Genomic DNA, 18,562 nt, shown 5'->3' on the forward strand with positions numbered 1-18,562 from the left:
AAACGCAAACGATTTGGAGAAACAGCCATGAAATGGACCCCCGAAAAGAAAGCCGAAGCCGCGCGCCTATGGGCGACCGGACTTGACGGCCCCGCCATCGCCGCCCGTGTCGGCTCGACTACGAAAGAGCTTTATGCGCTCACCCGCCACAACCGGAAAATGTTTGTGTTGCGGCGACGCGGCGCCAACCGCCTGGCGGCCCTGACTAAGGGCGCCAGCGAAGGCAGGGCGGCCGAGGTCCTCAAGATCAAGCCGCGCTTTCCTGACAAGGCGCCTGGCTACAATGGCGTACCGCACGGCCGCCTCACCTCATGCGGTTGCGAGTTCCCGCTTTGGGGCCATCACGAACAGTATGAGGCGGACACCTCGCTGTTTTGCGGGGCACCGCGGATTCCTGATAGCCGCTGGCCGTATTGCGGTTTCCACGCCCGGGCAGTGTCCGGCAAAGGCACGCCGATAGAGCGCCGCGCCATCCGTGACGCCATCGCTACGGACGCCCGCGAGGCGGTGGCGGCGTAAGATGGCATTTGTTCTTCGCCCCTATCAGCAAGAGCTAATTGTCGATGCGCGCGACGCGCTTCGCGAGGTCGACTCCGTGCTTGTCCAGATGGCGACCGGCGGCGGCAAAACCGGCCTCGCCGCATTCATGGCGTCATCTGCCGCGAAGCGCGGTAAGCGGGTTATCTTCGGTGTCCACCGGCGCGAGCTTATCAAGCAAACCGCGCTCACCTTCGACAAGGTGGGCATACCCTACGGCATCATTGCTTCCGGCATGACCGGGGACCGGCGCCAGCCCGTCCAAATCGCCAGCATCCAAACGCTCGGCAAGCGAATGGACCTGCACGGCACGCCCGACCTCTATGTGCCGGACGAAGCGCACCACGCCGGGGCGAAGACGTGGGCCGTTATCATTGAGGAATACGCCAGCAAGAAAGCCAAGGTCGTCGGCCTGTCCGCCACGCCGGAACGGATGGACGGCACCGGGCTAGGGAAGTGGTTCGGCCGCATGGTCACGGGGCCTAGCGTCTCCTGGCTTATGGATCAGGGCTATCTGTCCACCTATCGAATGTTTGCCCCTTCCTCGCCGGACCTCTCGGGCATCAAGCGAACCGGCGGCGACCTCAACAAGGCCGAACTAGCCAAGCGCATGGCAACGACCGCCATCACTGGCAACGCGGTCGAGCATTACCGGCGCCTCGCCCACGGCCGCAAGGCCATGATCTTTTGCGTGTCTATCAAACACAGCTTGAGCGTGGTCGAGCAATTCCAAGCCGCCGGCTACACCGCTGCCCATATCGACGGCGACTCCCCGGACCGCGACGCCATTCTTCGGGCCTATGAGCGCGGCACGATTCAAGTGCTGTCCTCGGTCGACCTCGTTTCCGAGGGCTTCGATTTGCCCGCCATTGAGGTCGCCATTCTCTTGCGCCCCACGCACTCGCTTGCGCTCTTCCTACAGCAAGTCGGCCGCGTGCTTCGCCCGGTCTACGCGCCTGGTTTCGACCTCGATACCCAGGCCGGCCGCCTCATGGCGATAGCGGCGGGGCCGAAGCCTTACGCCCTCATTCTCGACCACGCTGGAAACAGTATCCCGAAGGATCAAGGCGGGCGCGGCCACGGCCTGCCGGACGATGATCGGGAATGGACCCTTGAGGGCCACAAGAAAAAGAAACGGGCGAAGGATGAAGACGAAGACGAAGAGCCGGCGGTGACATCGCGCCAGTGCCCGAACTGTTTCCGCGTCCATCCGCCCGCACCGACCTGCCCGCAATGTCAACACGTCTACCCGACCATGGGCCGCACAGTGAAAGAGCTTGCCGGCGAACTGGCCGAGGTGGAGCGGGTCGCCCGCGTCGAAGCCAAGAAACAACAAAGCTCGGCGAAGTCTTTGGAAGACCTGGTCGCACTCGGAAAGATGCGCGGCATGAAGAATCCCCATGGGTGGGCGAAGCACGTTCACGCCGCCCGAATGTCCAAATCTCAAACCCGCTACGTCCGTTGAAAGGAAGCCCTATGCCGCGCTCATATCTCGATTACATCGCCACCGGCCAGATGACCGACCTACAGGCGATCAAGCACAACACCGTTCGCCACCAAGGGCGTATCCACATCGCTGCCGCCCTGGCCGCTCACGTCCGCGACGGCCTGCCCGCCGATGCTGCCGCCTTCGGCGTGCTCGATACCCTGGCGGTGAAGCTGGTCGAGTGGTACGGCCCCGCCGCTGCCGGCGAAGTGTTGCGCCACTACGCTGCCGTTTGCGAGCGCCAGGTTCCGGCGGTGCCTTCCAATGGCTAAGGCAAAAGCCATCTTCGAGTCCGAGGCCGCGCTTTGCGCCGCCTTCATTGCTCGCCTGCCCGAGGGCTGGACCGCGTACCCGGAAACCGCCGGCTTTGATATCCTCTTGGTGCGCGATGTTGACGGCGCCCAAATCGGCGTTGAGGCAAAAATGACCCTCAATCCGAAGGTGCTTTTGCAAGCCATTGAAGGCATCTATTCGGGGCATGGTCGCGAGCACGCCGGCCCTGACTTCCGGGCCGCCTTGGTCCCGTCTGGCGCCGCGGGGGTCGAGTTGAAAGCCGTTGCAAGCTATCTCGGCGTTGTCGTGATCGTCATGACAAGCGAGGCGGAACGCGAGGCCGATGAAAAGGCGTTCGCCGAGAAGTTCGGGCTTTCATATCGCCGAGCCCATACCAGCGACAAGCCGTGGTTTACCCCGGAACTTCCGGCCTTCGGCTATGACTGGCGGAAGACATGGGTCGACCATTGCCCGCCGGAACGGTGCAAGGTTCCGGCCTACGTGCCCGATGTCATCGCCGGCGCCTCGGGGCCTTCGCAGCTATCGGAATGGAAGATTAAAGCGATCAAGATTTGCATAATCTTGGAACGCCGGGGCTTTGTCACAATCGCCGATTTCAAGCGGATTGGCATAGACCGGAAGCGCTGGCTTGATATGCGGTGGATCTCGCATAGCCAGGACCGGGGGCAATACATAGCGGGCGGAAGCGCCTTGAACCTTCGCCTCGCCCATCCCGTGAACTATGGACAGATCGAGGCGGACTTTGAAAAGTGGAAGCCGGCCGACACGGAATACAAGGCCGCGCTCGCAGCTATGCCGGCGCTGCTATGAGCACCGGCACGAACCTAATGAACCGTTGCTTAATCGCGCTGTCCAAAGCCGGCGCAACGGTGTGGAGAAACACCACGGCCTCGGGGTGGGCGGGCAAATCGTTTTCGTTGTCGCGCGGCGAGGTTTACCGTGCGCAAGGCGGCGAGCGAGTCGTTCTCAACGCCTACCCTATCAAGGCCGGTCTATGCCTCGGGTCCGGCGATATCATCGGGCTCAATTCAATCGTCATCACGCTCGAAATGGTCGGCCGCCGGGTCGCGGTGTTCGGCTCTTGGGAAGTGAAAGACGGCACGGGCAGGCCGACAAAGGAACAAGCCCATTTCGCGGGTTTCATCGCTGGCGCCGGTGGCATCGGCACGATCATCAGAAGTGAAGCGGAAGCGCTCGAAACTCTTAAGGCATACCGTGGCGGACAGTGACGACAACATACTCGCGTTCATCGAAGCGATGCGCTCGGCCGGTGTCTACTTGGACACCGCGAACGCTAGGGGCTCATCCCATCCCATAGCGGACGGCAAGATACACCGCGCCAACGCCCAGGGAAAAAAACAGGCCAAAAATCAGCACATATGGTATGTGTTGCACCTGGACTCCCCGGCCTCGGGCGCCTTCGGCGACCTGCAAACAGGCGTTCAAGATACTTGGACGGAAAAGCGGCCGACGACAATGACGCCCGCCGAGCGGGCCGCCCTGAAACGACGCATGATCGATACGCAACGCGAGCGGGACGAAGACCGCGCCGCGCTGCACGCCGCTGCCGCCGCCGCTGCAAAGCTCATTGTCGCGGAAACGGAAAAAGCGCCGGCTTCGCACCCCTACCTCGCTAGAAAGGGCTTGCCGCCTTTCCCTGGCCTTCGCAGGCTCAAGAAAGCGGTTCGCTACACCATCGACCCCGAGGAAGACCCGCGCACCGCTCGCGCCGGTTCGCTTGTCGTGCCGGTCTACACCCCGGCTTCCGAACTTGTGAGCGTCCAGCTTATCGGCGATGACGGCACGAAACGCTTTCTCAAAGGCACCGCGAAGGAAGGCAACTATCACCCCATCGGTAAGCGCGGCGAAGATCCCGGCGGCGTCATCGTCATCGCCGAGGGCTACAGCACCGGCGCCCGAGTTCATGAGGCGACCGGCTACCTCACCATTGTCGCCTTTGATGCCGGCAACCTGGCGCCCGTCTCAAAGGCGATACGGGCCAAGTTCCCCGAAGCCCGGTTGCTCTTCGCGGCGGACAATGACCGGCTCACCCCGATGCCGGACGGCAGGATGAATCCCGGCCTCACCAAGGCGAAGGAAGCGGCAGAGACGGTCGGCGGCCTGGTCGCGTTCCCCGAGTTCGACGCCGCCGATATCGAGCTAACCGACTTCGATGACCTCGCCCAAAAATACGGCGTCGACCGGGTACGCGATGTCATCAACGCCGCCCTCAACCCAGCGCCGGTCCAAGACGAAACGCCCCCGCCGGCCGAGGATGACGGCAGCGGCTATCACCCGGACTATCAGGACCACGGCCACCACGAAGAGCCCGCCGCCGCCACTCGCGCCGACGACGATGTTGAGCACCCGCTTGCCACCTTCGGCGAACCTCATTTCCGTTGCCTCGGGGTCGATGAAACTACGCTGTTCTTTCAGCCCGCCAACGTGGCGCAAGTGATCTCCCTCACTGCCTCGCAACTGTCATCGTCCAACATGATGCGCCTTGCCAAACTGCAATGGTGGGAATCCGAATTCCCCGGCGCGAAAACCGGCGTCGATTGGAGCGCGGCGATCAACGCTTGTATGCAAGCCTGCATGTATCGCCGCAAGTTTGTGCCTCACAATTCGGTGCGGGGGCGCGGCGCATGGTTCGAAGGCGAAACCGCAATCTATCATGCCGGCGACCGCCTCATAGTGGACGGCGAGGAGTCATCGTTTCACGATCACAAAAGCCGGTTTGTCTATGACGAAGGCGAAGCGCTTGCGGTGGAGGTTGACGGCCCGGTGAACACCGCCGAGGCGCGCAAGCTCCTAGAGCTTTGCAAAAGCCTTCGGTGGGTCTCTCCGCTGTCCGGCTACCTTCTCGCGGGATGGTGCGTTGTCGCCCCGGTGTGCGGCTTCCTGAAATGGCGGCCCCACGTTTGGGTAAACGGCCCTTCGGGGTCCGGCAAGTCCACCGTGATGGACCAAATCATTCGGCGGTGTCTCGGCGCTACCGCGTTGAGCGTGGTCGGCAACACCACGGAAGCCGGCGTGCGGGGCGCGCTTGGCATGGATGCGTTGCCAATCATCTTTGACGAAGTCGAGCCGAAGGATCAAAACAACCAAGCGCGCATCCGGGCGATTATGGACCTGGCGCGCGTCGCCGCCTCGGAAGGCGACGGCCTCATTCTCAAGGGAACCGCGAACCAAAAGACAAAAGGCTTCCGGGCCAGGTCAATGTTTGTCTTCGCTTCCATCGTCACGCAAATCGAAGGCTACGCGGACGAGTCCCGCATCACTCAGCTAACCCTTGCGGACGGCTCGCAGGATTCCGAGGAAGAGAAGGCGCGGAACAAGGCTCACTATGAAAAGCTTCTGTCCGATATCGTCGGGCTTCTCACGCCAACGTTTTCAAAGCGGTTGATCGCCCGGACAATCCAGCACTTGCCGACGCTCCGGGCTTATGTGGACGTGTTCACGGTGGCGGCGGCTCAACACCTCGGCACGCAACGCCTCGGCGATCAGTTAGGGCCTATGCTGGCCGGCGCCTACCTTCTCAACAGCACCAAGCCAGTAACGGTTGAAACCGCTCTGAAATGGCTTCGCGAAAACGATTGGACCGATCATAGCGCGAAGGGTGCCACCAAGGACTCCGAACGGTTTTTGCAGCACATTACCGGGCACCTTGTCCGCCACAACACGCCCGAGGGAGGCACATGGGAACGGACGGTCGGCGAGCTATTGGAATTGGCCGCCTATGCCGCCGATCAAATGCCGCTCGGCGATGGCTACGGCGGGATGGAACCGAACAAGAAAAAGGGTTCGGCCGTGGCGGCCTTGGCACGCCTCGGAATACGGGTGTGGCGCGGCCCCGAGCTATGCGTTGACATCACCACGACGCACGAAAGCTTCAAGCGCCTTGTGCTGCGAAATACGGAGTGGGCCGCAACGAAGTACCGGGACATCTTAAAGGCGATCCCCGGCGCCAGGCCAGGCAAAGGCAACCGCTACTTTTCCAGCGGCATCAACACGCCCTTTGTGACGGTTCCGCTTAACGCGTTGCTCGGGGAGCGCGAGCCCGGCGAAGACGCGGATTGAGCGTTGACAAAACGCAAACGACTCAACCATAGTTCGGGTGTTGGCGGCCATCCCGACAGACCTCCCAAGGGGGATGGCCGCCCTCTTTAGTCCGAAACAGGGAACCGATATGACCAAGAGATTCCTTCTGTCTGCACTTGCCGTCGCAATGATCGCCTTCTCGGCGTGTTCCGCGCCGGCCGCCGAGTTCGACCGCGTCACCATCGCCACCGCCGCCCGCCAACAGGAACACCCGCCGAGCCCGGCGCCGCTTGCCGTTGCCGCCGACTTCGACGTCGTCCGCGTCTTGCACGATGTCCGACGAATTCCAGCGGTTGCCGTCACCGGCGCCGCTGTCATGCTGTTCGCGGTCTACCGTCTCACTAAGCCGGCCGCCGGCCCGCACCGCCCCTATGCCGTACCTTGGCCAGCCTGACCGCTGCGGTTTACAGGATACGGAGTAAGCCCGGCAGCGATGCCGGGTTTTTCGTTTGGCGTTCACAAAAAGCAAACGACTCGGACTTAGGTAGCGGCGGGGTAGCTCAGCCTGGTAGAGCGATCGGTTCACGCCCGTTAGGCCGGCGGTTCGTCATGCTGACCTGAGCCGGCTTGTAAACCATGCCGAAGGCATCGACCTTGCACGCCGTGCCGGATCGACGCTACGCTCGACCGATGAAACAGATCCTCGCCGCCCTCTTCGCTATAGCCGCCACCTCGGCGGCGGCCGAAGAAATGAAGCTCACCCCGGACATGGCGAAAGGTGCGGCCCTGGTCATTCGGAACGCCGGGTTCAACTGCCCGGCGGCTAAAATGGCCTGGAAGAAAGGTGAGAACGCCCGAGGCGATGTCGTCAAGGTGCATTGCGGCCCCGATGACGGAACCGACAATGTCTTCGCCGACTTCGCCTACCGCGTCACATTTAGGGATGATGGACGTATTGATGTCGCCGAATGGTAGCGTGCGGAACCTAACTGCACCGTGCAAGTTGAAGCCCTATGAGCGCACGGGGTATAGATTTCCTTGATCGGTGGCTTGCGGAAAACCTGCCGACCTTGGTGGGGGCAGATATCATATCGGTGGGCAAGGCAACCGAAAAGCTTTTCCATGACGCGCAAGGCGAAGGGATTGACGGCGCCGAGGTCGCCGAGGGTGTCGGCGGCAGCGTTTACGAAGCCATCCTCGACGCCATCGTCCATTATCAAACCCCCGGCATCACGGACTAGGGCGTGGACTCATAAGCGCGCAGCCAAATCCGAATGGCTGCAAGTTTGATGAAGGCAGCACGGCGGCGCACCACGGTTTCCGGTCCAACTCTTCACCTACAAACGCCGCTCTTATTGATATCTCACAAATGGTCAATACTGCTCAGCTTAAGTCGGCTGCCTGACTTAGTTTTTCGGGCCGGAACGATGGCTCTACCGATGTACCGTGATGGTTGCGCTCCCGCCGATGATGCGGTGAGCCCGTGAAATCAAAAGATTCGCCTATTCGGGTTAAGTAGCGCAGGGTGAAATCGGCCTCCATAGGAGGGGCGCTCATGACAATGTTGCAGGAAGTTGAGGCTTCGGCCGATGTATACATCACCGGTGAGCTAAGCCGTCGCGCGCCCAAAACAACGGACTACCTCATGGAAAAGTTGGCGATACAGGACCTCGCCGCGCGGATGGCTGACAATCCCGGCGAGATCATGCCGCGCCTCGTTGACTTGGCGCTGGAGATGACCGGGAGTGTCACCGGCGGCCTCAGTCTGTTCGAACCGGACCCAGCGCCGGGCATTTTCCGCTGGCATCACCTGCGTGGCCGCCTGGAGAAGTTCACCGGTGAAACCACGCCCCGGATGTTTTCGCCTTGCGGCGTGACCTTAGACCGCAACTCGCCGGTTTTGTGCAAGCGTCCTGAGAGGACCTACACGTGGCTTCAGGATGCGGAGATTTCGCTGCCAGAATTGCTGCTCGTGCCGCTCTATGTTGGCAGCGTGAAACCAGTCGGGACGTTGTGGCTGGTTTCGCAAGATGAGGACTACTATGACAGCGGCCATGCGCGGGTCATGACCGAGCTCGCCTCGTTCGTCGGCATCGCGCTTCACGTGCAACAGACTGAGCAGAACTTGAAGCGGGCACTGGAGCATCAGCAGACGCTGACGCGCGAGATGAACCACCGGGTAAAGAACCTTTTCGCCGTCACCTATGGAATGATCCGGGTCAGCGCCAAGGCTGCGTCCTCACCAGCCGAGATGTCGGAACTTCTCTCCGGCCGCCTCCATGCGCTGGCGGCGGCCCACGACCTCGTCAGGCGTCAGATCGGCGACGAGACGGTGAGCGAACGGACTGAACTCGACCAGCTTCTCCGGAAGATCCTCAACCCGCACGAAGATTCGGCCTTTAGCCGCTTCGAAATCAATGGACCGCCGGTCCACCTCGGTGATCGTGCCACGAATGGCGTGGCGATGGTCTTCCATGAACTCGCGACCAACGCCGCCAAACACGGAGCGCTGACGCTCGGCTCAGGCAGGATCAACGTGTCATGGACACGCAAAGACGAGTATCTGCTGTTGCACTGGCAGGAAAACGGCGGCCCGCAGATCATGGCTGCACCGATCAGGAAGGGGTTCGGCAGTACGCTCACCCACAACACCATCGTCCGCGAATTGGGTGGCACGCTCGATTACGATTGGCGGCCTGACGGACTATCAGTCGATATCAACTTGCCGATCCAGAACTTATCAACCTGAAGCCCTGATACCGCCGCGCGGTGCTACAGTGGCGCTTCATCGAGGGTCTCGCTCGACAATGCGCACACGACTAAGACAGCTTGTCGGGCTTAGTAGGCTCCGTCTTTGGCCCGTTTCGGACCTGAGGCGATGTCCAGTTTAAGTCTGCAGTACGACGGATAGCGGACATGCCTCACGCTCCCACACAAACAGACCCATTAATCGGCGATCATGTCGTTGACAAACCTAGGTCCTATTTCTTTGTTTTGAGGCTTTTCCGCTTCAGGAGGACTATCAGCAACACGGTGCGCATTGCCTCATGCTGGCGGCTATCAATTTCCACCGTCCAGTCGTCAGGGGGATTGTGCCACGGGAAGTCTGAATCGCGCAAAGCCTCGCGAAACGTCTCCGGGTCAATGCCCGCAGCGGTCGCCATTTCTGCGGCGTTAGTCAGTTCGGCCATGCCACCCAAGTGCTCTGCGGTAAGCACATAGGGCGATATCTGGCGGCTTCAAATGATGAGGGAATAGCCGGTGCGGCCCGGGGCTCTCGTTCGGGGGTACAGGCCGCACCGGTCAGCGGGTTTTGATTGGATCGTCCCTCCCGCAGTGCCTAACGTATTTGATATTAGCAATTTCGCAACTAAGCATTTGGCGCTACCCAGCCGTAGGGGAATGGCCCGCTGTGGAAACCGGGTATGGCGACTCCTTGGAGTCGTAAGCCGGCGCCTCTCAAGGATTCCTGCACGGCTTGATGGTGCGTTCATGGTGTGGGTTCCCCTACGATGATGAGGCGGCCTGTGCGGCCTTCAAAGCGGATCTCGGCGACGTCATCCGGGTCGCAGCCGGGGGCCAGGTAGACGCGCAGGCCGGGGGCGTAGTGCCGTAAGCCGTTGAGGCGGGCGACGTGGGCGATGCGCTCGCCTTGGGGTGTCTCCCAGGCCATGCGCTCACGGGTGAAGCCAGGCGCGGGGCGCCAGCCATAGTCGAAGCGGGCGGACACCAAGGCCTCACGGGCGGGGCCGAACAGAACGGCCTCGCTCATAGCTGGCCCCCGATGAACAGGGCGCCGAGGGGGAGCCCGAAAACGAAAGTGGCGAAGAATACGGCGAGGCCAACGGACCCGGCGCCGATGGCGAGCACGGCGCGGGCGAAGTCGGCGGCGCCGGCTTCGGGTTCGGCTAGTTCGGCGTCTGTGAAGTGGTGATGATTGCTCATGAGGTGTTCCCGTTTCGATAACGCTACGAATATCACTATGTTTGCATTCTGCAAACGTCGAGACGAAAAAAGGGGGAGGCCTAGCGATCAGCTTTCAAAGCGGCGGCGAGAAGCCGGGGCCAAAGCGCTGCAATCGTCGGCATCATCTTCCGCCTCTCGCATTCGTTGAGGTAGCCGATAAACGCGGCATCCATTTGGAGGTCGGGCCGCCTCGGGACAAGAACACCAGCGGCGGTGTGCCGGTCACTCTTGAAGGCGTACGCGTTGACGGCGGCCAGGATGAACGCCCAAGCATCGGCGGGCGCGGACAGCCCGTCATCATGGGACAGAATGACGGGCTCGCCATTGGCGTCGACCAGCTCGGAAACGCCGAGGGCGGTATTCAGGCGCCACGGCAACGGGGCATCGGGTAGCGCGATCATGCCTGCCTCGCCTTCTCTTCGGCCAGAGCGGCGCGAAGCTCTAACAAGATTTCCGAGGGGCCGCCGTCGACGGGCGCCATCGCCTCCCATTGTTCTCGCGTCAAATCCATGTCGGCGTCCTTTTCGTTGATGAAAAGTTCTTCCGTCAACTCATGAGCGGCGTCGAGCGCGGCGCGGTAGAGCCGGCTCGATACGGTTAGAGTGCGGGTTAGTACCGGGTCAGTCATGTAAACCTCTTGAAAATGGCCTCGGCACTTTCGGCGAGGCGATGCGCCGCCTCACCTGTCCGCCGAGATAACCGGCGCCATCGAATAGGAACCGCACGGCTTCACCGTCTCGGCGCCATCGTAGGAACCGACCCGAAGCGTCTTGCCTTCGGTGGTCTTGATCGTCTTGGCGGTGCGCGAGGCAACCGTTATCGAAAACCAGCAATTGGAGTCGCAGATTGAGCGGGTCTTGTAGGTCTTGCCGGCTTCGAAAGTGGTCATCGGTTTCCCTTCGCGTTGTCAATGCGAATATACGCCACGAATATCGAAGTGCAAGGGGTGAAGCGCCGATAATTGATCTATTTCAATGGGTTCTGGCCTCCACGATGAAACTAGGTCGTGGGGACTGTCACAACGCCGCCCTGACAGGTGGCGCCCGTATCCATCGAAGGCGCCGACACCCTCGGCAATGAACCAAGCGGAACGGCCGGCGGCATCGGTATGGGGGCCGTCTTCCTCGTCGCGGAATGGCCGAAGCGGCCCCACCTTAGCGCCGTTCCTGGCCCGGTATGTAAAGCCCGTCGCTATATCAAGCGGTAGCTCTATGAGTGACGGCGCCGCGCCACCCGGCACGAATGTGCCGGCAAGGTGAAGCCATAACGCGAGGCGCGGTTTCGAATACGCTGCGGCGGCAACGAGAAGGGTATGCAACATGTTGGCGGGGCTTTCTGGAAATTGATTTACGAGAACACAATGAGAACGCACTACGCGATGAGAGTCAACGCGTTTTGTACGAATGATCGTACGTTTTGTATGATCCATGTGCCGCGTCCATCGGGCGGCGAGCCGGGGGACAGCAACTTATCGAAACGACGAGCCGGGGCGCCTTTAGCTTGAAGGCTGGACATCCGCACCGCCCCCGGCCTGCGCCAGGCGTGCGCGCAGCTAAAAGCAAGCTGAACGCGAAATAGGGCGCCGGGAAGTGACGCCGCAGTGTCGTTGACCGGGTTGCTATACCCGAGGCGGCTTCTAACAGGTATTTTTAGCGCCGCAACTAGGATCGTCTAGCTTTCGGTACTTTTCCAACAATTCGTGATTAGACCAAATACTTTCGCTAGGGCTAATTTTTACGTTGCGTCACCACGCGGGATAGCGCGACGCATCCGCCGCCGCCGACCACGTAGACTACGGCGGTATGCCCGCTCCATACTTGAGCCGGCGCCCTAACTATCCGAGCCGAGGCGTTGCGCACGGTGCCGGAAAATGCGCAAGCGACAAGCACGCGGAGAGAATGGGTTGAAAGCATTTTGGGGGTCCTTTGAGTTAATGGGTTCGGGCGCCGAGCGTGGGGCTAGATGCCCCACTTCGTTGCGCATATCGGGCCGATGCCGGCTTTGACGGATGCGGGGTCGGTAAGCTCGCGGCCACAGCAACCGCATTCCCCGGTGCTACGGCCGTATTCGGTGGCCGCTTTCATCGGGTCCGCTGCGATGGCGCAAAGCAGTGCCAGGGTGTCCGGCTTCGCTTCCCGGCGGGCTTCGAACTTGCCGGCAACGATCTTGCCGACATACTCACCGGCCAGGGCCTTGTCGGTAACGTAGAGGGTGCCGGGGTGAGACTTCGCCGGCTTGATGATAAGCCGTTCGGTGCGGAACACCGGCTTTTTGAGGCCGGCGGCCGTGGCGGTGGCGAAAAGCGCGGTGATACGATCAATTCCGACCTCGCCGGACTTCCCGGCGTTCTCGGCGTTGCGTACGGCGGCGCGCTCGGCCTGCTTTTCCTTCACCTTCGCCAGGGAATTCAGCGCGGCGACAACCTGGCCCGTTGTAAGCGAGCCGTATTGATCGAACTTGCCGAGCAATTCGCGGGCGAAGGTATGCCAAGAGGCGATGGCGCGAAGGTCGCCCATGAGGGCAGGGTTCGAACCTTCAAACTCGGCCTTGGCAGCGGCGAGGTTAACCGCCTTCGTCACCCTGCCCTTAGCGGCGGCGGCGACACCCTTGGACACCGTGCGCTTGCCCCGGCATGTGAAACAGGTACGGATACCGCGCCACATGCCGGTTCCGCCGCACTTCGGGCAGGGGAACACCGCGTCGCCACCGTTGGCGAGGTGAGCGGCGGCGCGGATCGCCTCGGGCGAGGTCGAGGCCAGCGGGGCCGAGGCGTTCGGGTCGGTATCGAGGTCGTTGAAATCGATCATGGTCGTTCCCCCTTAAGCGGTCCAAACGTTGGCTTCGTATTCACCGCGCCGGCTCAAGGCGGCCAGGGCGTAGCCCTCGGCGTCATGGCGGGTGTGGGCTTCGGTCTTCGCCCAAAAGCGGGCGGCCTCAAGAGAGCCGAAAGCCTCGGAGGCGGTGCGCTCCTTCGTGATGCGGTTGAAATAGACGCCGCGGAATCCGCCGCCGAGCGCGGCCTTGATCGGATAGGCCGCGATGGTTGCAGCGTGGCGGCCCATTGCTTTTCCGTTCATGTCCGTCCCTCGTTCACGTTTCAACAACATCTATATACATAGCGAATATCATGATTGCAATATGCAAACGGTAAGAGCCTGATCTTTTTTCAGACGAGCGCGCCGACGATGTCCCCGGCTATCAGCTTCGATTTCTTGCTTTTGTTCTTGATCGCCTTCTTCGCGAGCGCCAGCGCCACCGCGTCAACGTCAATGTTGATCTCGATTTCGCGGGTAACGATGCTCTTGGTGGCGTCATCCCAAAGGCGGACAACGCGGCGGAATGTAGGGTTTCCCATGGCTGGACTCCTGGTCGGGGTAAGTAGGCGCCGAGGATGGCCCCCGGCGCCCCGTGGGGCTCACTTCTGGATCGCGGGAAGGATGACGGCGCCCGAGGCTTTCGCGGCGAGCTTGAGGGCGAGGTCGTGACGGCCGCACCATCCCGCATTATGCCAGATCGTCCAGTCGGTGGCCTCGATACGGGCGACGTGAGCGGCGACCTTAGCATCGGCGAACTCGGCGGCCGTGGTGACGCCGGAAAGGTGTTCGATGGCCTCGGCGACGTCGCGGGCCTGGCGGTCGGTATCGTTCCGGTAGTGCTCAAAGCTCATGAGGTTTGAGTGACGGCCGTCGCGGATGCAATCGAGGTAATATTGGCCGTTATTGGCATGGAAGCCCCGAGCGCTCTTCGCGGTAGCGGCTTCAATCGCGGCGGCCTTGGACCGCTGGAAAACAACGGTGTGAGTGTAGGTCCGGTCGGCAGTGGTGCGCTTGTGCTCAACGCCGGCCGGGTCAATCGCGGTGTAAATGGTCTTGGGCATCGGGGCTTCCTTCGTTCGCGGTTTCGATAAATCTGATATACGTCACGAATATCGCGTTTGCAATACGCAAACGCTCTAAAAATGATCTTTTTCTGTCGGCTTCGATGCCAAGAGGTCCGCGTAGCGGGCATGGATGCTTTCGCGGTCGAGGCACCCCGAGGCGAGCCCGAGTAAGCCGGACACCTCGCGGCGGACCCCGGCCAGGGTGTCGGCTTCGTCATCCGTCAACATGCGAACCGGCCAGCCCTTGACGTAGAGCATTGGCATAGTGATTCGCTTTTCCGCCTGGACGCGAGCCGCCGCGACGCTCTTGCCATGGGCCAGGGCCGCGCGCCCCGAGGCGTCCAAAAGATGCGGCGCGAGATCCCCTAGCCAGCGGGTGCCTTGGAAGGCAAAGGAACTACAGGCCTCAAGCGCTACCATCCGGCGGTAGAGGTCATGCGACTCCGGTTGCGCGGCGGCGGCCGTCATGTCGGCTAGGTTTGACATGATGCAGAAGCGGCAGGAAACGCGACTCATGCCAAAATCACGATAGGCGGGGTGAGCGGCTAACCCGCTGGCGTCGATGGCGTCAAACACCTCGGCAACGCTCCAATCCGCGATAGGGCGCCAGTGCCATAGCTGGCCGCCCTTGTCTTCGCTGGCAATGGTGGACTTCGCGCGAGCGCTGCTTTCGGCGCGGCGAACGCCCGTCACGTTGATAACGGTTTGGCGCTTGAAACGCCGCTTCAACTCGGCCGTGATTGGATGGGTCTTTAGTTCCGAGGTGCAAAACCTCATGCCAGGCGTCGACCAGCACGGAACAAGCGTGACGGTGGAAAGCTCGGCGTATCGGGTGGCGCTGGACTGCCAACGGCTTTCCCATCTTTCCATGAGGCCGCCGGCCTTCCGTCGCACAGCGATCAACTCAATTTTCAGGTGAGCGGCGAGCGCTTCGCAGACCGGAAACGAGTCGTTCCATTCGACCTCGCCTAGATCGGCATGGATAAGCACGCGGGGGCCGGTGTGGCCCATGGTGTCAAGGTACGCGATAGTGGCCAGGGCGGCGGCCTGGCTGTCTTTGCCGCCAGATACGCCGATGGCTACAGGCGAGCCGGCCAGGATAAGGGCGTCGATTTCGCCGGTTGATGCGGGGTTCATGGCGAGGCGTCCTAGTGCTTGGTTGAGGTGGCGAAGAGGGCAAGGGCGGCATTGATCCCGGCGGCCTGGTAGACGGGTGTTCCCGCAACGGAGGTGTAAGCGACCTCGATAATGCCGGCGGCCTTGGCGGCGCGGAACGCGGCGGCGGATGCGGCGCGGCCGAACTGCCATGAGAACAGCGCGGGCACTAGACGGGCCTGCCCGGTGCGCACGGCGGCCTCGATCTCGGCGAGGGCGGCGGCCGTCTTCGGGCTCATGCGGACACCTTGGAAGCGACAAGAGCGGTGACAGCGGCGGCGTGCAGCGCGTTTGTCTCGGCGCGGGAGAGGCTAAAGAACGTCTCGATTTCGGCGAGGCGGGAAACTTCCATGCAGTGGGTCGAGGCGCGGGCGGCCCAGGCGGCGGCCTCGCCCTTCGTCATCTTGGCAAGTGCGGCGCGGTTCGGACAGGCTGCAGGGTGAGAAAAGTAAATCATCGGGGCGGCCTTCGTTTGCGTTTCGTCAACGTTGATATACGCTGCGAATATCGAGGATGCAAGAGGGTTTCGCGGGCCGAGGTCCGATTTCTGGCCTGAAAATCCATAGATCGCGGTTTATAGTGCCTTTCATAGAGCCGAAAATACAATCAACCCATTGAAATCATTGCGACTATTTCAGCTATGGAATTTTGGCCGAAAACATAGAGCTATACATGCATAGCGTAATGCGGATGCGCATAGACATAGGTGTAATAAGGCCTCTTATTATTATATATTTCTATACAAATAAATATATATATATAAATCAGGGGTTTAACGCCTATGTTTAGGGTGTATGGAAGGTGTATGAAGCCGAAGCCCATCCATACACGCCCCGCGAAGCGTTGAGGCGTTGACGAAGCGCAAACGTTTTTGCTTAATGGGCGCCTCACCCGACTCGCCCGAAAGGATTCCCGCAATGGCTGACCTCATCCGCAACATGGTTGTTTCCGACCACGGCAACCCGAGGCAGTTCCTGAAAGGGCCGGTGCCTTCGAACATCGGCCCCGGTACGTTGGACCGTTTGCGCCGCGCCGGTGCCTTGGCCGAAGAGGCGGTCGCAGTTAAGGCGGCGCCCGTGCTCGACGCCCCCAAGGGCAAGGCGAAGTAAGGGCGGAATGTCCGACCTTGAGATCCGCGCGGACTGGAATACTGCCGAGGTTCGCGCCCTCATGCGAAAGCTTCAACCCCCGAGGTTGAACCAAGCGCTTTCCGTGAGCGTCAACACCACTGCGAAGCAAGTCCGAACCTTCGCGGCCCGCATCGTTGCTAAGCAGGGCGGGCTTAAGCGTGGTGATGTTGATCCCTCAATCCGCATCTATCCGCATTCCACCCCACAAACGCTAAGCGCTACTGTCCGAGGCTCAGGCCGCCCCATAGCGCTTATCAAGTTCGCGGCCAGGCAAACCAAGGCCGGGACAACCGCGAACGCGTGGGGGGTTAGAAAGCTCTACAAACATACGTTCATCGCCACCATGCGGTCGGGGCATGAGGGGGTGTTTGTGAGGGAAACTAAGAAACGAAACCCGATCAAAGAGCTATGGGGCTCCGGCGTTACCCAGGTGATGTCGCAGGCCATCACAATGGGCGAGATCGAGGCAGACGCACAGGCCAAGCTCACCACGAACGTAGTGCGACAGCTTAAGCGCTACGCCTTCCGAGGTTGAATGCATCACAAACGTTGATGAGTTAGGGCAAGCGCTACGGCGCTGCCCCGGCCTCCCTGCCCTACGATCAATGCATGATGATGCCAAAGTCAAAAGCGTAATGATATCAAGCGGTTATAAAATCAAAAGGTACTTCCTCCCCCGCCGCCATGTGAGGGGAGCGCTGCATCGCACGTTTTCACTAGCGACAGAAATCCCGGAAAGCATATCCGAACTATTCGCTCCGATAACAAACCATCGCTTTTGCGAATGCATCAAAGAACCGCGGGCTTTCTTCCCCGGCGGAATCCTTCAACGGGATCAATCGCTTGAGGCTGTGACGTGGTCGCGAGCGCTGGCGCCGGGCGATATGCTCGCCCGCTAGTGAGACGAATAGAGGGCATAGGCAGCAGCCAGGTACGAGGCGGCGATCATCAGGTAGGAGATTTGAAGCGGCGTCATCTAGGGAATCCCTTTTGTTGAAGATGACTCCCTAAATACCCCCTGAGGCCGTCGAGTATGCAAACAATCGTTCCAAGCCCCCGCCTTCCACAGACCCACACAAGCATCCACAGGCAAATTATAACTTGTGGATAAACGCGTTGACACGAATCTCTTTTACGCGATGCGTTCTTGATCCTGCTAACCGCCGCCCTCTTCCCCATCCTCTAGCAACGCCTTGACGGACGCGTGCCGCAAGATCTCTTCGCCTCGCAGATGCTTCACCGTGGCGCGCACCCCTGGCTTGATCCATTGTATCGAGGCGTCGCGTTTCTTCCCGAGCGCTTCGGGCGCCGCGCCGCCGGCCCTGGCCTGGACCCGCTGCCAAAGCCGTTCACGCATGTCGCGGCCGAGGGTGATCATAGCGGTTCCTACGTAGCGTCCGGTTCCCGGTTCCGCGAACAAGCCTTGAGCCGCCTTGCCTGTTTCCCGCTGGTATCCGATTAGATCAAGATCACTGTACATATAACTTTTCGTCTTCAACCAATTCGTGGTCGGGCCGCTTCGATAATTGCTATCGACCCGCTTCGAAACGACGCCCTCAAGCTCGGCTTGCTCGACCAGATAGAAGATCGCTTTCGCCTCGCCTGGTAGCGCCTCGCTGAATTGAATCCGGGTGCCAGGCTTCACGATGCTATGCAGCATTTCCCGCCGGGCCTTAGAGCCGATGTCGCGGAGGTCGTGGCCGTTGAGGTGGAGAAGATCAAAGGCGCCGAGGATGGAGGCGAAAGGATCTTTGTGGACCACGCTTTGCATCCTTTGGAAATCGGGCCGGCCCTTGGCATCGGTAACAACGGCCTCACCGTCGATGATCGCGGACTCAACCTCAAGCTCGCGGGCGGCCTCAACGATGCCGGCGTATCTCTTCGTCCAATCCGCGCCGCTACTTGAGTAGGCGCGGACCTCGCCGGCTTCGATGATGATTTGAGTTCGGTAGCCGTCTAGCTTGATCTCATGGGTCCAGCCGTCGCCGAGCGGTGGACTATCGACAAGCTTTGGTTTCATCGGCGGGATGAACGCTAAACGCATGAACTGACTCACGGGACCGCGACTCAATT

The 18,562-nt window shown here is 61.0% G+C and carries 26 protein-coding genes; 12 read left to right on the forward strand and 14 right to left on the reverse strand.

What is annotated here, in order from left to right; genetic code table 11:
• The first annotated feature begins 27 nt into the window (after window positions 1-27).
• From NKI15_RS06675 to NKI15_RS06720, 10 genes are all read left to right on the forward strand, one after another.
• Window positions 28-519 (forward strand): hypothetical protein, encoded by a 492-nt coding sequence (locus tag NKI15_RS06675; protein WP_352885853.1) that lies wholly within the window; start codon window positions 28-30, stop codon window positions 517-519.
• A gap of 1 nt (window position 520) precedes the next feature.
• Window positions 521-2,002, forward strand: a complete 1,482-nt coding sequence (locus tag NKI15_RS06680) for a DEAD/DEAH box helicase (RefSeq protein ID WP_352885855.1) — start codon at window positions 521-523, stop codon at window positions 2,000-2,002.
• Window positions 2,003-2,013: 11 nt separating this feature from the next.
• Window positions 2,014-2,295, forward strand: coding sequence for a hypothetical protein (locus tag NKI15_RS06685; RefSeq protein ID WP_352885856.1), 282 nt, complete (start codon window positions 2,014-2,016; stop codon window positions 2,293-2,295).
• The gene (locus tag NKI15_RS06690) at window positions 2,288-3,127 is read left to right on the forward strand and encodes a hypothetical protein (protein ID WP_352885857.1); all 840 of its coding nucleotides are present in this window, start codon (window positions 2,288-2,290) and stop codon (window positions 3,125-3,127) included. The genes NKI15_RS06685 and NKI15_RS06690 overlap by 8 nt, the downstream gene beginning before the upstream one ends.
• A complete protein-coding gene (locus NKI15_RS06695) occupies window positions 3,124-3,546 on the forward strand; it encodes a hypothetical protein (RefSeq protein WP_352885859.1) in 423 nt (140 codons plus the stop codon). The genes NKI15_RS06690 and NKI15_RS06695 overlap by 4 nt, the downstream gene beginning before the upstream one ends.
• Window positions 3,533-6,397 (forward strand): primase/helicase family protein, encoded by a 2,865-nt coding sequence (locus tag NKI15_RS06700; protein WP_352885861.1) that lies wholly within the window; start codon window positions 3,533-3,535, stop codon window positions 6,395-6,397. Before NKI15_RS06695 ends, NKI15_RS06700 begins: the two co-directional genes overlap by 14 nt.
• Window positions 6,398-6,506: 109 nt before the next feature.
• Window positions 6,507-6,812 carry a hypothetical protein gene (locus NKI15_RS06705; protein ID WP_352885863.1) on the forward strand — a complete coding sequence of 102 codons (306 nt, stop codon included), beginning with the start codon at window positions 6,507-6,509 and terminating at the stop codon, window positions 6,810-6,812.
• A 236-nt stretch (window positions 6,813-7,048) separates the two neighbouring features.
• Window positions 7,049-7,333 carry a hypothetical protein gene (locus NKI15_RS06710; RefSeq protein WP_352885865.1) on the forward strand — a complete coding sequence of 95 codons (285 nt, stop codon included), beginning with the start codon at window positions 7,049-7,051 and terminating at the stop codon, window positions 7,331-7,333.
• 38 nt (window positions 7,334-7,371) lie between these two features.
• Window positions 7,372-7,599, forward strand: a complete 228-nt coding sequence (locus tag NKI15_RS06715) for a DUF768 domain-containing protein (RefSeq protein ID WP_352885867.1) — start codon at window positions 7,372-7,374, stop codon at window positions 7,597-7,599.
• A 314-nt stretch (window positions 7,600-7,913) separates the two neighbouring features.
• Entirely contained in the window at window positions 7,914-9,107 is a 1,194-nt protein-coding gene (locus NKI15_RS06720; RefSeq protein ID WP_352885869.1) for an HWE histidine kinase domain-containing protein, read from the forward strand.
• Window positions 9,108-9,339: 232 nt separating this feature from the next.
• Here the strand turns inward: NKI15_RS06720 and NKI15_RS06725 are convergent, their stop codons facing one another.
• The 13 genes from NKI15_RS06725 to NKI15_RS06785 form a co-directional block, all read right to left on the reverse strand.
• Window positions 9,340-9,549, reverse strand: a complete 210-nt coding sequence (locus tag NKI15_RS06725; RefSeq protein ID WP_352885871.1) for a hypothetical protein — start codon at window positions 9,547-9,549, stop codon at window positions 9,340-9,342.
• Window positions 9,550-9,848: 299 nt separating this feature from the next.
• Entirely contained in the window at window positions 9,849-10,130 is a 282-nt protein-coding gene (locus NKI15_RS06730; protein WP_352885873.1) for a hypothetical protein, read from the reverse strand.
• Window positions 10,127-10,303 carry a hypothetical protein gene (locus tag NKI15_RS06735; protein ID WP_352885875.1) on the reverse strand — a complete coding sequence of 59 codons (177 nt, stop codon included), beginning with the start codon at window positions 10,301-10,303 and terminating at the stop codon, window positions 10,127-10,129. Before NKI15_RS06735 ends, NKI15_RS06730 begins: the two co-directional genes overlap by 4 nt.
• Before the next feature lie 80 nt (window positions 10,304-10,383).
• Complete coding sequence (locus tag NKI15_RS06740; RefSeq protein ID WP_352885877.1) at window positions 10,384-10,725, reverse strand: hypothetical protein; 342 nt, start codon at window positions 10,723-10,725, stop codon at window positions 10,384-10,386.
• Entirely contained in the window at window positions 10,722-10,952 is a 231-nt protein-coding gene (locus tag NKI15_RS06745; protein ID WP_352885879.1) for a hypothetical protein, read from the reverse strand. Before NKI15_RS06745 ends, NKI15_RS06740 begins: the two co-directional genes overlap by 4 nt.
• Before the next feature lie 51 nt (window positions 10,953-11,003).
• Window positions 11,004-11,213, reverse strand: a complete 210-nt coding sequence (locus NKI15_RS06750) for a hypothetical protein (RefSeq protein WP_352885881.1) — start codon at window positions 11,211-11,213, stop codon at window positions 11,004-11,006.
• Window positions 11,214-12,282: 1,069 nt separating this feature from the next.
• On the reverse strand, window positions 12,283-13,131 hold the full coding sequence (locus NKI15_RS06755; RefSeq protein ID WP_352885883.1) for a DUF6011 domain-containing protein: 849 nt from the start codon (window positions 13,129-13,131) through the stop codon (window positions 12,283-12,285).
• Window positions 13,132-13,143: 12 nt separating this feature from the next.
• A complete protein-coding gene (locus tag NKI15_RS06760) occupies window positions 13,144-13,386 on the reverse strand; it encodes a hypothetical protein (RefSeq protein WP_352885885.1) in 243 nt (80 codons plus the stop codon).
• Window positions 13,387-13,490: 104 nt separating this feature from the next.
• Window positions 13,491-13,679, reverse strand: a complete 189-nt coding sequence (locus NKI15_RS06765) for a hypothetical protein (RefSeq protein WP_352885886.1) — start codon at window positions 13,677-13,679, stop codon at window positions 13,491-13,493.
• A gap of 60 nt (window positions 13,680-13,739) precedes the next feature.
• Window positions 13,740-14,201, reverse strand: a complete 462-nt coding sequence (locus NKI15_RS06770; RefSeq protein ID WP_352885888.1) for a hypothetical protein — start codon at window positions 14,199-14,201, stop codon at window positions 13,740-13,742.
• Between the two features lie 75 nt (window positions 14,202-14,276).
• Window positions 14,277-15,341 carry a phosphoadenosine phosphosulfate reductase domain-containing protein gene (locus tag NKI15_RS06775; protein WP_352885890.1) on the reverse strand — a complete coding sequence of 355 codons (1,065 nt, stop codon included), beginning with the start codon at window positions 15,339-15,341 and terminating at the stop codon, window positions 14,277-14,279.
• Window positions 15,342-15,352: 11 nt separating this feature from the next.
• Window positions 15,353-15,598 (reverse strand): hypothetical protein, encoded by a 246-nt coding sequence (locus NKI15_RS06780; RefSeq protein WP_352885891.1) that lies wholly within the window; start codon window positions 15,596-15,598, stop codon window positions 15,353-15,355.
• Window positions 15,595-15,816 carry a hypothetical protein gene (locus NKI15_RS06785; protein ID WP_352885893.1) on the reverse strand — a complete coding sequence of 74 codons (222 nt, stop codon included), beginning with the start codon at window positions 15,814-15,816 and terminating at the stop codon, window positions 15,595-15,597. The genes NKI15_RS06780 and NKI15_RS06785 overlap by 4 nt, the downstream gene beginning before the upstream one ends.
• Before the next feature lie 460 nt (window positions 15,817-16,276).
• Here NKI15_RS06785 and NKI15_RS06790 point away from each other — a divergent pair, with 460 nt between their 5' ends.
• The gene (locus NKI15_RS06790) at window positions 16,277-16,468 is read left to right on the forward strand and encodes a hypothetical protein (RefSeq protein WP_352885894.1); all 192 of its coding nucleotides are present in this window, start codon (window positions 16,277-16,279) and stop codon (window positions 16,466-16,468) included.
• 7 nt (window positions 16,469-16,475) lie between these two features.
• Window positions 16,476-17,024, forward strand: coding sequence for a phage tail protein (locus NKI15_RS06795; RefSeq protein ID WP_352447151.1), 549 nt, complete (start codon window positions 16,476-16,478; stop codon window positions 17,022-17,024).
• A 621-nt stretch (window positions 17,025-17,645) separates the two neighbouring features.
• On the opposite strand, the gene NKI15_RS06800 is transcribed toward NKI15_RS06795, so the two are convergent.
• Window positions 17,646-18,533 (reverse strand): ATP-dependent DNA ligase, encoded by an 888-nt coding sequence (locus NKI15_RS06800; protein ID WP_352885896.1) that lies wholly within the window; start codon window positions 18,531-18,533, stop codon window positions 17,646-17,648.
• Window positions 18,534-18,562 lie beyond the last annotated feature (29 nt).

It is taken from the genome of Mesorhizobium sp. M0862, from assembly GCF_040319795.1.
Lineage (GTDB): Bacteria > Pseudomonadota > Alphaproteobacteria > Rhizobiales > Rhizobiaceae > Mesorhizobium.